Annotated in this window: 17 protein-coding genes and 1 pseudogene; 16 read left to right on the forward strand and 2 right to left on the reverse strand. The window is 70.7% G+C overall.

Annotation, left to right across the window (positions count from 1 at the left end; genetic code table 11):
* The first annotated feature begins 4 nt into the window (after positions 1-4).
* The 4 genes from sufC to ACIREI_RS42305 are packed head-to-tail and all read left to right on the forward strand — an operon-like array spanning position 5 to position 2,835.
* Positions 5-769 carry a Fe-S cluster assembly ATPase SufC gene (sufC, locus tag ACIREI_RS42290; protein WP_403345193.1) on the forward strand — a complete coding sequence of 255 codons (765 nt, stop codon included), beginning with the start codon at positions 5-7 and terminating at the stop codon, positions 767-769.
* Positions 766-2,022, forward strand: coding sequence for a cysteine desulfurase (locus tag ACIREI_RS42295; RefSeq protein ID WP_403345195.1), 1,257 nt, complete (start codon positions 766-768; stop codon positions 2,020-2,022). The genes sufC and ACIREI_RS42295 overlap by 4 nt, the downstream gene beginning before the upstream one ends.
* Before the next feature lie 16 nt (positions 2,023-2,038).
* Positions 2,039-2,506, forward strand: a complete 468-nt coding sequence (gene sufU, locus ACIREI_RS42300) for a Fe-S cluster assembly sulfur transfer protein SufU (RefSeq protein ID WP_302001576.1) — start codon at positions 2,039-2,041, stop codon at positions 2,504-2,506.
* On the forward strand, positions 2,503-2,835 hold the full coding sequence (locus tag ACIREI_RS42305) for a metal-sulfur cluster assembly factor (RefSeq protein WP_004989638.1): 333 nt from the start codon (positions 2,503-2,505) through the stop codon (positions 2,833-2,835). Before sufU ends, ACIREI_RS42305 begins: the two co-directional genes overlap by 4 nt.
* Before the next feature lie 101 nt (positions 2,836-2,936).
* Here the strand turns inward: ACIREI_RS42305 and ACIREI_RS42310 are convergent, their stop codons facing one another.
* Positions 2,937-3,770 (reverse strand): AbfB domain-containing protein, encoded by an 834-nt coding sequence (locus ACIREI_RS42310; protein ID WP_403345198.1) that lies wholly within the window; start codon positions 3,768-3,770, stop codon positions 2,937-2,939.
* 213 nt (positions 3,771-3,983) lie between these two features.
* Between ACIREI_RS42310 and ACIREI_RS42315 the strand changes: the two genes are divergently transcribed.
* From ACIREI_RS42315 to ACIREI_RS42335, 5 genes and pseudogenes are all read left to right on the forward strand, one after another.
* Positions 3,984-4,304 carry a DMT family transporter gene (locus tag ACIREI_RS42315; protein ID WP_403345200.1) on the forward strand — a complete coding sequence of 107 codons (321 nt, stop codon included), beginning with the start codon at positions 3,984-3,986 and terminating at the stop codon, positions 4,302-4,304.
* Positions 4,304-4,840 carry a TetR/AcrR family transcriptional regulator gene (locus ACIREI_RS42320; protein WP_403345202.1) on the forward strand — a complete coding sequence of 179 codons (537 nt, stop codon included), beginning with the start codon at positions 4,304-4,306 and terminating at the stop codon, positions 4,838-4,840. The genes ACIREI_RS42315 and ACIREI_RS42320 overlap by 1 nt, the downstream gene beginning before the upstream one ends.
* Before the next feature lie 4 nt (positions 4,841-4,844).
* Positions 4,845-5,017 (forward strand): annotated as a pseudogene (locus ACIREI_RS42325) (cobyrinic acid a,c-diamide synthase); the annotation flags it as partial.
* Between the two features lie 168 nt (positions 5,018-5,185).
* The gene (gene dapD, locus ACIREI_RS42330; protein ID WP_302001580.1) at positions 5,186-6,175 is read left to right on the forward strand and encodes a 2,3,4,5-tetrahydropyridine-2,6-dicarboxylate N-succinyltransferase; all 990 of its coding nucleotides are present in this window, start codon (positions 5,186-5,188) and stop codon (positions 6,173-6,175) included.
* 125 nt (positions 6,176-6,300) lie between these two features.
* Complete coding sequence (locus tag ACIREI_RS42335) at positions 6,301-6,540, forward strand: hypothetical protein (RefSeq protein WP_403345204.1); 240 nt, start codon at positions 6,301-6,303, stop codon at positions 6,538-6,540.
* A gap of 76 nt (positions 6,541-6,616) precedes the next feature.
* Here ACIREI_RS42335 and dapA read toward each other — a convergent pair whose 3' ends face one another.
* Positions 6,617-7,531 carry a 4-hydroxy-tetrahydrodipicolinate synthase gene (gene dapA / locus ACIREI_RS42340; RefSeq protein ID WP_403345206.1) on the reverse strand — a complete coding sequence of 305 codons (915 nt, stop codon included), beginning with the start codon at positions 7,529-7,531 and terminating at the stop codon, positions 6,617-6,619.
* A gap of 175 nt (positions 7,532-7,706) precedes the next feature.
* On the opposite strand from dapA, the gene ACIREI_RS42345 reads away from it, so the two are divergent.
* From ACIREI_RS42345 to ACIREI_RS42375, 7 genes are all read left to right on the forward strand, one after another.
* The gene (locus tag ACIREI_RS42345) at positions 7,707-7,841 is read left to right on the forward strand and encodes a hypothetical protein (protein ID WP_403345208.1); all 135 of its coding nucleotides are present in this window, start codon (positions 7,707-7,709) and stop codon (positions 7,839-7,841) included.
* Positions 7,838-8,533, forward strand: a complete 696-nt coding sequence (locus ACIREI_RS42350; RefSeq protein WP_403345210.1) for a hypothetical protein — start codon at positions 7,838-7,840, stop codon at positions 8,531-8,533. Before ACIREI_RS42345 ends, ACIREI_RS42350 begins: the two co-directional genes overlap by 4 nt.
* Before the next feature lie 54 nt (positions 8,534-8,587).
* On the forward strand, positions 8,588-9,007 hold the full coding sequence (locus tag ACIREI_RS42355) for a phage holin family protein (RefSeq protein ID WP_403345212.1): 420 nt from the start codon (positions 8,588-8,590) through the stop codon (positions 9,005-9,007).
* Entirely contained in the window at positions 9,004-9,576 is a 573-nt protein-coding gene (locus ACIREI_RS42360; protein ID WP_403345214.1) for a DUF3618 domain-containing protein, read from the forward strand. Before ACIREI_RS42355 ends, ACIREI_RS42360 begins: the two co-directional genes overlap by 4 nt.
* 248 nt (positions 9,577-9,824) lie before the next feature.
* Positions 9,825-10,526: an antibiotic biosynthesis monooxygenase gene (locus ACIREI_RS42365; protein WP_403345216.1), complete on the forward strand. Its 702-nt coding sequence runs from the start codon at positions 9,825-9,827 to the stop codon at positions 10,524-10,526.
* 132 nt (positions 10,527-10,658) lie between these two features.
* Positions 10,659-11,315, forward strand: coding sequence for an ArsR/SmtB family transcription factor (locus ACIREI_RS42370; protein ID WP_403345218.1), 657 nt, complete (start codon positions 10,659-10,661; stop codon positions 11,313-11,315).
* A gap of 16 nt (positions 11,316-11,331) precedes the next feature.
* Positions 11,332-12,066, forward strand: coding sequence for an SRPBCC domain-containing protein (locus ACIREI_RS42375; RefSeq protein ID WP_403345220.1), 735 nt, complete (start codon positions 11,332-11,334; stop codon positions 12,064-12,066).
* Positions 12,067-12,073 lie beyond the last annotated feature (7 nt).

Below are 12,073 nucleotides of genomic sequence, written 5' to 3' on the forward strand. Positions count from 1 at the left end.
ACCCATGGCAACGCTTGAAATCCGAGACCTGCACGTCACCGTCGAGGCCGACAACGCCACGAAGGAGATCCTCAAGGGCGTCGACCTCACCGTGAAGCAGGGCGAGACGCACGCCATCATGGGCCCCAACGGCTCCGGCAAGTCGACCCTCGCCTACTCCCTCGCGGGTCACCCGAAGTACACGATCACCGGCGGCTCCGTCACCCTCGACGGCGAGGACGTCCTGGAGATGTCCGTCGACGAGCGCGCCCGCGCCGGCCTGTTCCTGGCGATGCAGTACCCGGTCGAGGTCCCCGGCGTCTCGGTCTCCAACTTCCTGCGCACCTCCGCCACCGCCATCCGTGGCGAGGCCCCCAAGCTGCGCACCTGGGTGAAGGAGGTCAAGGAGGCCATGGAGCGCCTCAACATGGACCCGTCCTTCGCCGAGCGCAACGTCAACGAGGGCTTCTCCGGCGGTGAGAAGAAGCGCCACGAGATCCTTCAGCTGGAGCTGCTCAAGCCGAAGATCGCGATCCTCGACGAGACCGACTCCGGCCTGGACGTCGACGCCCTGCGCGTCGTCTCCGAGGGCGTGAACCGGGCCCGTGAGTCCGGCGAGGTCGGCACCCTGCTGATCACGCACTACACGCGCATCCTGCGCTACATCAAGCCCGACCACGTCCACGTCTTCGCGGCCGGCCGTATCGCCGAGTCCGGCGGCGCGGAACTCGCGGACCAGCTCGAGGCCGAGGGCTACGACAAGTACGTGAAGGGTGGCGCATCCGCGTGACACAGCTGCCGGGCCTCCTCGACACCGAGGCGCTCCGCAAGGACTTCCCGATCCTGGACCGCGTCGTCCACGACGGCAAGAAGCTCGTGTACCTGGACAACGCGGCGACCTCGCAGACGCCGCGCCAGGTGCTCGACGTGCTCTCCGAGTACTACGAGCAGCACAACGCCAACGTCCACCGTGGCGTGCACGTCCTCGCCGAGGAGGCCACGGCGCTGTACGAGGGCGCGCGCGACAAGGTCGCGGAGTTCATCAACGCGCCTTCGCGCGACGAGGTGATCTTCACCAAGAACGCCTCCGAGTCGCTCAACCTCGTGGCGAACATGCTCGGCTGGGCCGACGAGCCCTACCGGGTGGACCACGAGACCGAGATCGTCATCACGGAGATGGAGCACCACTCCAACATCGTGCCGTGGCAGCTGCTCGCGCAGCGCACGGGCGCGAAGCTGAAGTGGTTCGGCCTGACCGACGACGGCCGCCTCGACCTGTCCAACATCGACGAGATCATCACGGAGAAGACGAAGATCGTCTCCTTCGTGCTGGTCTCCAACATCCTGGGCACGGTCAACCCGGTCGAGGCGATAGTGCGCCGCGCGCAGGAGGTCGGTGCGCTGGTCTGCATCGACGCCTCTCAGGCGGCTCCTCACATGCCGTTGGACGTGCAGGCGCTCCAGGCCGACTTCGTGGCCTTCACCGGCCACAAGATGTGCGGCCCGACCGGCATCGGCGTCCTGTGGGGCCGCCAGGAGCTGCTGGAGGACCTGCCTCCGTTCCTCGGCGGCGGCGAGATGATCGAGACGGTGTCGATGCACTCGTCGACGTACGCTCCCGCCCCGCACAAGTTCGAGGCGGGTACGCCCCCGGTCTCGCAGGCGATCGGCCTGGGCGCGGCGATCGACTACCTCAACGCGATCGGCATGGACAAGATCCTCGCCCATGAGCACGCGCTCACCGAGTACGCGGTGAAGCGGCTGGCGGAGGTCCCGGACCTCAGGATCATCGGCCCGACGACGGCCGAGGACCGCGGCGCCGCGATCTCCTTCACGCTCGGTGACATCCACCCGCACGACGTGGGCCAGGTCCTCGACGAGCAGGGCATCGCGGTCCGGGTCGGCCACCACTGCGCGCGGCCGGTCTGCCTGCGGTACGGAATTCCTGCGACCACGCGAGCGTCGTTCTATCTGTACTCCACGCCGGCCGAGATCGACGCTCTGGTGGACGGCCTGGAGCACGTACGGAACTTCTTCGGCTGAGGGGCGTGCTGAGACGGTGAAGCTGGATTCGATGTACCAGGAAGTCATCCTGGACCACTACAAGAACCCGCACGGGCGTGGTCTGAGGGATGGCGACGCCGAGGTGCACCATGTGAACCCGACGTGCGGTGACGAGATCACCCTCCGTGTGAAGTACGACGGCACGAAGATCGAGGACGTCTCGTACGAGGGCCAGGGCTGCTCGATCAGCCAGGCGTCGGCGTCGGTCCTCAACGAACTCCTCGTCGGCAAGGAGCTGTCCGACGCGCAGAAGATCCAGGAGACCTTCCTGGAGCTGATGCAGTCCAAGGGCAGGATCGAACCGGACGACGCGATGGAGGAGGTGCTGGAGGACGCGGTCGCGTTCGCCGGTGTCTCCAAGTACCCGGCCCGGGTCAAGTGCGCCCTCCTGAGCTGGATGGCGTGGAAGGACGCGACGGCCCAGGTACTGGGCGGAGCCGACGCCGAAAGGAAGACGGCATGAGTGAAACCGTGGAGATGAAGCCGGCCTCGGAGGAGGAGCTCCGCGAGGCCCTGATGGACGTGGTCGACCCCGAGCTGGGCATCGACGTCGTCAACCTCGGCCTGATCTACGGCATCCACGTCGACGACTCGAACGTGGCCACGGTCGACATGACCCTCACATCGGCGGCCTGCCCGCTGACGGACGTCATCGAGGACCAGGCCAAGTCCGCCACGGACGGTCTCGTCAGCGAGCTGCGCATCAACTGGGTGTGGATGCCGCCGTGGGGCCCGGACAAGATCACGGACGACGGCCGTGAGCAGCTTCGGGCGCTGGGCTTCAACGTCTGAGGCCCACCAGCCACGAAAAGCGACGTGCGAGCACGAAAGCGACATGCAAGAGCGGCGAGGTCCTAGGACCTCGCCGCTCTTGTCGTTCAGGTTCTGTTCGCTCAGGCCAGCCCTGCCACCAGCCGGAACGCGGAGTCCGCCAGGTAGAGGGAGCTGTGCTGGTAAGGGTCCAGCTTCAGCTGGAAGTTCTGGTGGCGCAGGAAACGGCCCGGGTAGTTGACCGACTCCAGCATGACCGCGCCCGAGTACCCCGCTGAGCGGGCGCAGAAGGTGGCGTCCTGCTCGAACACGGCGGAGCCGTCGTTGCGTTCGGAGCGCAGGACGAAGCTGCGGTGGCGGAGGTAGCCGCCGTCGGCCGTGGCGAAGGAGTAGCAGGACGCGTTGGCCAGGCCCTTGACCAGCTTGAAGGTGGAGTCCTCACGGCTCTCCGAGCCACCCACCGCGTCCAGCTTCACGTAGCCGCTGCTCGCGTGCCAGTAGCGGTCGGGGTAGTTGACCGAGCGGACGGACCGCCAGGTGGTGGCCGGGGGCTTCGGGGCGGGAGCTGAACCGCCGGTGGGGGAAGGCGACTTGGACGGCTTCGGCTTCTGCTCCGGTTCGGGCTTGGGCGCGCCGGCGTCCTGACCGCCGGGCGCCCTCGTCGTCTCCTCGGTGGTCGACAGGCCGCTCTTGCCCTCCGGGGGAAGGGTTCCCGACGGGGTGGCGAAGGAGATCAGGCCGGGGACCGACGCGGTGTCGTCGGCCGGCGCCGAGCGTGCCCGCACGTCAGGCGCCCTGTCCGTCACGGCGATCGCCGTGAAACAGGCGACGATCGTCGCCACCGCCATCCCGCCCGCCAACCACAGGCGGCGTGTCCCCGGTGCCCGGGAGGTGTCCGGGGCCCAGCCGTTCTCCCAAGGTTGCTCCTGAGGTGGCCGGGACTTGTTTTCTGGCATGCGCTGATCCTCCAGCGGCGTCACGTCACGACAGCCGCGGCTGCGAGGCCCGGTATGTGAACGGTGAAACAGTAGTGGCCGCAGGGGTGTTGGGGCAGCCGTTTGGAACGAGCCGTATCCACATCGATCTCTTCGGCGCCCGCGACGGCGACGGCGACCGGCCAGAGGGGCCTTTGTGTACAGCCGTACGCAACGTTGTGTACGATCGTACACATGGGATACCTGCTGCTCGCCGGGGCCATCGCGGCCGAGGTGGCCGCCACGACGGCCATGAAGTACAGCGACGGCTTCAGCAGGCTGGGGCCGTCACTGGTGACCGCGCTCGGATACGTCGTGTCCTTCACGTTGCTCGCCCAGACCCTGAAGACCGTCTCCGTGGGCACGGCGTACGCGATCTGGGCCGGTGTCGGCACCGCGGCCATCGCCACGATAGGGATCGTCTTCATGGGGGAGGGGATGACCGTCGTCAAGGCCGCCGGGATCGCGCTGATCATTGTGGGTGTGGTCGTGCTGAATCTGGGGGGTGCGCACTGATGCCGCGGCGCTACGACCCCGAGCGACGGCAGCGGATCATCGACGCGGCGATCCGGGTCGTCGGGGAGAAGGGCATCGCGGGGCTCAGCCACCGCGCCGTCGCCGCCGAGGCGGATGTGCCGCTCGGCTCCACGACGTACCACTTCAAGACCCTCGACGACCTGATGGTCGCCGCCCTGCGCCAGGCGAGCGAGGGGTTCGCCAAGGTGATCGCCTCCCGTGGGGGGCTGGAGGACCCGGAGCGCGACCTCGCCACCGAGCTCGCCGCCTTGATGGGGGAGTGGCTGGCGGGCGACCGTACCGGCGTCGAGCTGGAGTACGAGCTCTACCTCGCCGCCCTGCGTCGGCCCGCCCTGCGTCCGGTCGCCGCGGAGTGGGCGCAGGACCTCGCCGACCGGTTGTCCCGTCGAACGGACGCGGTCACCGCGCGGGCGCTGGTGGCGCTGATGGACGGGATCTGTCTGCAGGTGCTGCTCACCGAGGTGCCGTATGACGAGGGGTACGCGCGCGAGGTGCTGGTCCGGGTCATTCCGTGACCGGTGTGGGGGCGGCGGCCTCGGAGGGGCCCTCGGTTGGTCGCCCCCGCCGCCCCTACCCGTCCCATCCTCCAGGGGCGCTGCCCCTTCGACCCCGCGTCCCTGGGGGCCTGCGGCCCCCAGACCCCCGCTTCGGCCCTGAACGGGCCTCGTCCTCAAACGCCGGACGGGCTGAGATGCGGGCCGGCGTCGAGATGTCAGGGGACGGCCTGGCTCGCCCTCGGATGCCGGACGGGCTGAGACGCATGGCGGCACCGTCTCGTCCGACGGAGCCGTACCGCCCGGCACGTGAGACGTGCCCCCGCCGGTTCGCTCCCGCGGTGGGCGTCACGTTAGGTTGCCCTTATGACCGACACGACTGCTCCTCGCACCACCGGCGCCGTGGCCGCCGGCCTCGCCACGATCGCTGCTGACGGCACTGTTCTCGACACTTGGTTCCCCGCGCCTGAGCTCGTTGCCGAGCCGGGCCCCTCCGGCAGTGAGCGGCTGTCCGCCGAGCGTGCCGCGGAGCTGCTCGGTGGCGGTGCCACCGCGGCGATCGGGCCGGATGCGCGCCGGGGCGTCGAGGTCGTCGCGGTCCGCACGGTCATCGCCTCGCTCGACGAGAAGCCGATCGACGCGCACGACGTCTACCTGCGCCTGCACCTGCTCTCCCACCGCCTGGTCAAGCCGCACGGCCTGAGCCTGGAGGGCCAGTTCGGCTTCCTCGCCAACGTCGCCTGGACCTCCCTCGGTCCGGTCGCCGTCGACGACGTCGAGAAGGTCCGGCTGAACGCCCGCGCCGAGGGCCTGCACCTCCAGGTGACCTCGATCGACAAGTTCCCGCGCATGACGGACTACGTGGCCCCGAAGGGCGTGCGGATCGCCGACGCCGACCGGGTGCGGCTCGGTGCCCACCTCGCCGAGGGCACCACCGTGATGCACGAGGGCTTCGTCAACTTCAACGCGGGCACCCTCGGTACGTCGATGGTCGAGGGCCGTATCTCCGCCGGCGTCATCGTCGGCGACGGCTCCGACATCGGTGGCGGTGCCTCCACGATGGGCACGCTGTCCGGCGGCGGCAACGTGATCATCTCCATCGGCGAGCGCTGCCTGATCGGCGCCGAGGCGGGCGTCGGTATCGCGCTCGGCGACGAGTGCGTGGTGGAGGCCGGCCTGTACGTCACCGCGGGGACGCGCGTGACCATGCCCGACGGTCAGATCGTCAAGGCCCGCGAGCTGTCCGGCGCCTCCAACATCCTCTTCCGCCGCAACTCGGTCACCGGCACCGTCGAGGCCCGCCCGAACAACGCGGTGTGGGGCGGTCTGAACGAGATCCTGCACAGCCACAACTGACGCCGCCCGGCGGCAACACGGCGCGATCACGTACGGGTTACTCCACGTGACCTCATCGCGGTCCAGGCAGATGAACGGGTGGACGAAGTTTCCGATCACATGCCGAACCGACGAAATGAGGGCCGATGACCGGTCGAGTGAAGACGAACGCGTGGGCCAGGACCGTACTCCGCCTGGTGGTCGGCGCGCTGGCCGCGGGGGCGGTGTGCTGGCTGCCGGCCGGGACCGCGTACGCCGACGAGACCAACACGGGCTCGCACAACGGCCCCCGCATCGGCCTGGTCAACGTCGGGCAGGTGGACGACCCGATGGAGGATGTGCTGGAGCACTTCCTGCTCTTCGGCGACGGGTACAAGTGGGGCTGATCGCGCACCGGGCACAGCGTGGGGCCGGGGCCCGTACCGCACAGGATGCGGTACGGGCCCCGGCCCTTTTTCCGGCCTAGGCCACCAGCCGCTCGTACTCCGCCAGCAGCCCGTCGACCGCCTCCCGGCCGGCGGGCCGCAGCGGTGCCCGGACCGGGCCCGCGGGCAGGCCGAGCTCGTTGAGTACGGCCTTGGCGGTCACCGAACCGGGCAGACCCGCCGACATCATCGACTCGATGAGGGGCGTGGCCCGTTGCTGGAGCCGGGCCGCGCCCGCCGTGTCTCCGGCGTCGAACGCGTCCAGTACCGAACGGAGATGGCGGGGAACCACATTGGCGACCGTGCTGACATAGCCCGCCCCACCCACCGCGTACAGCGCGAGGTTGTGCTCGTCGCACCCCGCGTAGTACGCCAACCCGGTCCGGGACAGCACCTTCTGGGCACCGAGGAAGTCGTAGGAGCAGTCCTTCACCGCCACGACCCGGGGGTGCTCGGCGAGCCGGATCAGCGTCTCCGGCTCGATGCGGGTGCCGGTGCGGCCCGGGATGTCGTACAGCGCGAGGGGCAGTCCGGCGGCGTCGGCGACCTCGTGGAAGTGAGCCTCGACGGCGTCCTGCGGGGGCTTGCTGTAGTACGGCGCGACCACCAACAGGCCGTCGGCGCCCGCCTTTTCGGCCGCCAGGGCCAGCTCGACGGTGTGCCGGGTGTCGAAGGTGCCCACGCCGGCGACGACCGACGCCCGTTCGCCCACCGCCTCCCGGACGGCTCTGATCAGATCCGACTTCTCGGTGTCGGACGTGGTCGGCGACTCGCCCGTCGTACCGGAGAGCACGAGCCCGTCGCACCCCTCGGACACCAGCCGCTCGGCGAGCCGCTGAGCGCCGTCCAGGTCGAGCGATCCCGCCTCGGTGAAGGGCGTGATCATGGCGCAGAGGGCGCGGCCGAAGGGCGGGGTGGCGGAAGGCGGAGTGGCGGAGGGCGTCGTCGTCATGGGGGTAGTCTCGGCGTGCCGACTGTGAAGCTCCACTTAATTCCTCTACCAGGTATTGGTAAGGATTGCTGTGAGGAGAGGGGGCATCGGGCTCTACGCAGGCCCTATGTCCAACTCGGGCGTCATGGGTCACCATGGCCAGGACGGTCATCGTCCCTTGGCCATGGGAGGCGTCATGAAGCTCGGCAAGGCACTCGCCACCGGAGTCGCGGAAGAGCGGCCGCGGACCCGCGAGGAAGAACCCGAACTCCAGCTTCCCGAGGAGATCGAGGAACTGAAGGCGCCCGAAGAGGTCCCGGTCGCCCGATGAGGCTGCGGCTTCCGGAGGAACGCCCGACGGAGCCGCCGACCGGATACAAGATCGCCCACCCGGTGCTGGCCCAGGACGGCACGCGGGCCGGGTTCACCGGTGTGTCGCTGGGCGGCGCGCTGCCGTACGGAGTCCTGGCCGACGCGTCCTGCGTCTACGGCCTGCGGCACCGGGCGCCGAACCGCCGCTGCGACTGCGGCTTCCACTGTGTGCACGACCGTACGACGGCCGAGGCGCTGCTGTGCACGGCCGAGCACCGGGCGGCCGTCCTGCTCGAGGTCACCGTGCTGGGCCGGTACATCCGCTTCGAACGCGGCTTCCGTTACGCCCGTCAGCGGGTGCGCACCGCCACGGTCGGCCCGTGCGCCTGCGGTACGGTCGCCGCCGCCCTGGCCGACGCCGGCTGGGGCCGCCCCGGCTGGACGGCCCTCGCCCCTTCCTGCGCGGGCTGCCTGCGCGGCCGTACCTCCGTCTCGCTCGCGGAATTCGCCCGGCTGGGCGAGGAGGGGCTGCGGGTGGTGGCCGGGAAGGGTGTGGCGTCCGGGGCGGTGGCCGGGCTCGAGGGCGCCGAGGACCTCGGTGTGCCCGAACTCGCCGCCGAGGCCGCGCTGTTGCAGGCCCGCCTCGACTGGTTCCAGACCCAGCTGGCCCGGCTGGGCGAGCGCGGGCCGGGCGGCGGACGGAAGGGATAGCGGGGGCCGGTCCGGGTACCCGGGGTGTTCCGAACCGAGAGGAGGCGGAACACGGTGACCGGGACCAAGGCCCCCGAGCGGGTGCGGGACGAGCACCACTCGGTGGGCGAACTCGCCGGACAGGCCGGCGAACAGCTCTCCCGTCTCGTACGGCAGGAAGTCGCCCTCGCCAAGGAGGAGCTGGCCGAGAAGGGCCGGCGCGCCGGACGTGGTGGTGGGCTGCTGGGTGCGGCGGGCGCGGTCGCGTACGCCGGCCTGCTGTTCCTCGCCGCGACGGCCACCGCCGCGCTCTCGTTGACGCTGCCCCTGTGGGCGGCGGCGCTGATCGTGACGGCGGTGCTGTTCGCCGTCGCGGGTCTGCTCGCCGCGACCGGCCGCGCCCAGCTGCGGCGCGCCGCGCCTCCCACACCGGAGCGAGCACTCGGCAGCGTCAGGGCCGATGTCGAGGAGATCAAGGGAAGGGCACACCGATGACGGACAGGAAGGCGGGGGCGGCAAGCGGCAAGGGGGCCGCGAAGAAGGGCTCCGCGAAGGCCGCCGCCGCGGGGAAGGCCGCGGCCGGGAAGGCGAGCGGCGGGGCCAAGGGTCCCGAGGAGCTGCGCCGCCAGATCGAGCACACGCGCGGCGAACTCGGCGACACCGTGTCGGAGTTGGCCGGGAAGGCGGACGTCAAGGGGCGCGCCATGGCCCGCGCCGCCGACCTCAGGGACAAGGCGGGCGCGATGACCGTGCAACTGCGCAGCAGCGCGGCCCAGGCGGGCCACGCGGTGCAGGACAAGGCGGCGCAGGCCGGTCATCTGGTGCAGGACCGGGCCGCACAGGCCGGTCACACCGTGCAGGACCGGGCGACCCAGGCCGGGCACACCGTCCAGGGCAAGGCGACACACGCGGGCCACGTGGTCGAGCACAGCGTGCCGCGCCCCGTGCGCACCGTCGTCCAGGCCGGCCTGCGGCATCCGCGCCCGGTGCTGATCGCCGGGGCGGCGGTGGGGGCGGTGCTCGCGGCACGGGTGATGCGGCACCGGCGCAACGGGCACCGCTGAGGCCCCACGGTACGGCGGAGTCAGGCGGCGCCGTCGGCTGCGGCCGACCGGGTACGGGTCACGCGGCCCGGCGCCTACGGGTGCCGGGCCGCGCGCTCATCCGGACCGGGCTGTGCCCCTCCGGGCCAGCCTCCCCTCCGGGCCGCCCACCGGCGCGACCGCCCGCGGCTCTTCGCCCTTGACCTCAAGTTCGGTTGAGGGCGAATGGTGATCGGTGCACGCATCGGCCACCCGTTCCGGAGGTCTCCATGACCCGCCGCACCGACACCCACCCCGACCTCACCCGCCCCGAGATCGGCGCCCCCTTCTTCAGCACCTGGCGCGTGGGCACGCCCCTTCGGCAGAAGCAGAGCGTCGAGGCGATCGCCGACACCTGGGAGCGCCGCCCCTGGCCCGCGGACGGCCTGCTCGGCTACTACGTCTACACCGGCCAGGACGGCTCCACCCTGCTCCACTACTCGCAGTGGGCGAGCGAGCAGGCGTACGAGGCCTTCGTGAAGACGCACCGGCAAGAGCGCAACGACGAGATCGACACCGCCGTACCGGACATCGAGCGGCTGGGGCTCGGCCGGTACCGGCCCTACCGCAGCGCCCGCCGCGAGGGCGACCGGCGCGTCCCCGGCTGCATCGTGATCGTCGACGTCGAGTTCGAGGGCCCTGACCCCGACCGGCAGCGCGCCTGGGTCGACGCGGTCTTCGAGGCCCTGGAGAGCGAGCCGAACCCCCGTCCCGGCGGCATCTCCGGCCACTTCCACCTCAGCACCGACGGGGCCCGCGTCCTCAACTACGCCGAGTGGGAGAGCACTCAGGCCCACATCGAGGCCCTCGCCGCCCCGGGCGACGGCATCGGCTCGTCGACCGAGCTGTGGCACCGCGTACAGACCTGGCCGGGGCTCAGGAGCAGCACGGTCAGCCGGTACGACTACGCCCTCGGACTCGTCCCCGACTGAGCCCTCGTCCCCGACTGGTCACTTGTCCCGACTGAGCACTCGTCCCTGACGGAACGGTCGTCCTCCACTGATCCCTCCACCGAAGAATGATTCCGTCTGGACAAAAAAAGTTTTCGGTGAGACGGTGGACCCATGCTGGACGTCACCGTGATCGAGGACCCCGAGGCCGCAGCCGTCTCCCTGGACCCCATAAGGGCCCGGCTGCTCGCCGAACTCGCGGCCGGGCCCGCGTCGGCCGCCATGCTGGCCGGGAAGGTCGGGCTGCCCCGGCAGAAGGTGAACTACCACCTCAAGGCGCTGGAGCGGCACGGTCTGGTCGAGCTGGCCGGAGAGCGGCGCAAGGGCAACGTCACCGAACGGCTGATGCGGGCGACCGCCGCGTCGTATGTGATCTCCCCGCTCGCGCTCGCCTCCGTGCAGCCGGACCCGGACCGCTTCCGGGACCAGCTCTCCGCCCGCTGGCTGCTCGCCCTCGGCGCCCGGCTCGTGCGGGACGTGGGTTCGCTGATCACCGGCGCCGCGAAGGCCCGCAAACGGCTGGCGACGTACGCCCTGGACGGCGAGGTCCGGTTCGCGTCGGCCGCCGAACGGGCCGCGTTCATCGAGGAGTTGACGGCGGGCGTGAGCGCGCTGATCCGCAAGTACGACGCGCCCGACGCCCAGGGCGGCCGGGATCACCGGATCGTGGTCGCCGTACACCCGACGGTCAAACCCACGGCCGGTCACACGGCCGGTCACACGGCGGATCCCGCGGTCGAGGACCGGTCCGCCCAGGAAATCGAGCAGTAGGACTCAGGAGCCCACCATGTCCAAGGAATTCGAGATCGCCCGCGAGTTCGAGGTCGACGCCACTCCCCAGGAGGTCTGGGAGGCGATCACCACCGGAACCGGCGGCTATCTGTGGCCGATGGAGCCGCCGGAGCCCAAGGTCGGCGGCAAGGGGCCCTTCGGGTCCACCGTCACCGCCTGGGATCCGCCGCACCGCTACAGCAACCGCGTCGAGGACGTCGAGGGCATCGCCGAGCAGAGCGCCAACCAGCTCGACTACACCGTCGAACCGCGCGACGAGGGCCGGCGCGCCTGGGTGCGGTACGTGCACAGCGGGATCTTCGTCGACGACTGGGACAACCAGTACGACGGTGCCGCCAAGCACACCGACTTCTATCTGCACACCCTGCGCGAGTACCTGGTCCACTTCGCGCCCCGGCCGGCCGCCTTCGCGACGTTCGACGGCCCCGAGGCGTCGAAGGCCGCCGACGCCCTCGCCGCCGTCGGGCGCGCGCTCGGCGTCGGGGAGGACGTGGCCGCCGGGACGCGGGTGACGGTCCACGGGCCCGACGTGTTCGAGGCGGTGGTCGACTACCGCGACCCGTACTTCATCGGGCTGCGCACGGACCGGGGCCTCACCCGCGTCTTCGGACGCAACCACTGGGGCCACCCCGTCGGCATCTCCCTGCACGACTTCACGCCGGGCGCCGACATCAAGGAGTGTGAAACCGCCTGGCAGGACTGGCTGAACGGCGTGTTCAGCCAGTCCTGAGCACCGC

This window comes from Streptomyces sp. NPDC093591 (genome assembly GCF_044764885.1).
Classification (GTDB): domain Bacteria; phylum Actinomycetota; class Actinomycetes; order Streptomycetales; family Streptomycetaceae; genus Streptomyces.

Excerpts from the sequence above, each read along its gene's own strand:
- sufC (WP_403345193.1), top strand. The coding sequence starts at position 5 with ATGGCAACGCTTGAAATCCGAGACCTGCACGTCACCGTCGAGGCCGAC.
- ACIREI_RS42305 (WP_004989638.1), top strand. The coding sequence starts at position 2,503 with ATGAGTGAAACCGTGGAGATGAAGCCGGCCTCGGAGGAGGAGCTCCGC.
- ACIREI_RS42310 (WP_403345198.1), bottom strand. The coding sequence starts at position 3,770 with ATGCCAGAAAACAAGTCCCGGCCACCTCAGGAGCAACCTTGGGAGAAC.
- ACIREI_RS42315 (WP_403345200.1), top strand. The coding sequence starts at position 3,984 with ATGGGATACCTGCTGCTCGCCGGGGCCATCGCGGCCGAGGTGGCCGCC.
- ACIREI_RS42320 (WP_403345202.1), top strand. The coding sequence starts at position 4,304 with ATGCCGCGGCGCTACGACCCCGAGCGACGGCAGCGGATCATCGACGCG.
- dapD (WP_302001580.1), top strand. The coding sequence starts at position 5,186 with ATGACCGACACGACTGCTCCTCGCACCACCGGCGCCGTGGCCGCCGGC.
- ACIREI_RS42335 (WP_403345204.1), top strand. The coding sequence starts at position 6,301 with ATGACCGGTCGAGTGAAGACGAACGCGTGGGCCAGGACCGTACTCCGC.
- dapA (WP_403345206.1), bottom strand. The coding sequence starts at position 7,531 with ATGACGACGACGCCCTCCGCCACTCCGCCTTCCGCCACCCCGCCCTTC.
- ACIREI_RS42345 (WP_403345208.1), top strand. The coding sequence starts at position 7,707 with ATGAAGCTCGGCAAGGCACTCGCCACCGGAGTCGCGGAAGAGCGGCCG.
- ACIREI_RS42350 (WP_403345210.1), top strand. The coding sequence starts at position 7,838 with ATGAGGCTGCGGCTTCCGGAGGAACGCCCGACGGAGCCGCCGACCGGA.
- ACIREI_RS42360 (WP_403345214.1), top strand. The coding sequence starts at position 9,004 with ATGACGGACAGGAAGGCGGGGGCGGCAAGCGGCAAGGGGGCCGCGAAG.
- ACIREI_RS42365 (WP_403345216.1), top strand. The coding sequence starts at position 9,825 with ATGACCCGCCGCACCGACACCCACCCCGACCTCACCCGCCCCGAGATC.
- ACIREI_RS42370 (WP_403345218.1), top strand. The coding sequence starts at position 10,659 with ATGCTGGACGTCACCGTGATCGAGGACCCCGAGGCCGCAGCCGTCTCC.
- ACIREI_RS42375 (WP_403345220.1), top strand. The coding sequence starts at position 11,332 with ATGTCCAAGGAATTCGAGATCGCCCGCGAGTTCGAGGTCGACGCCACT.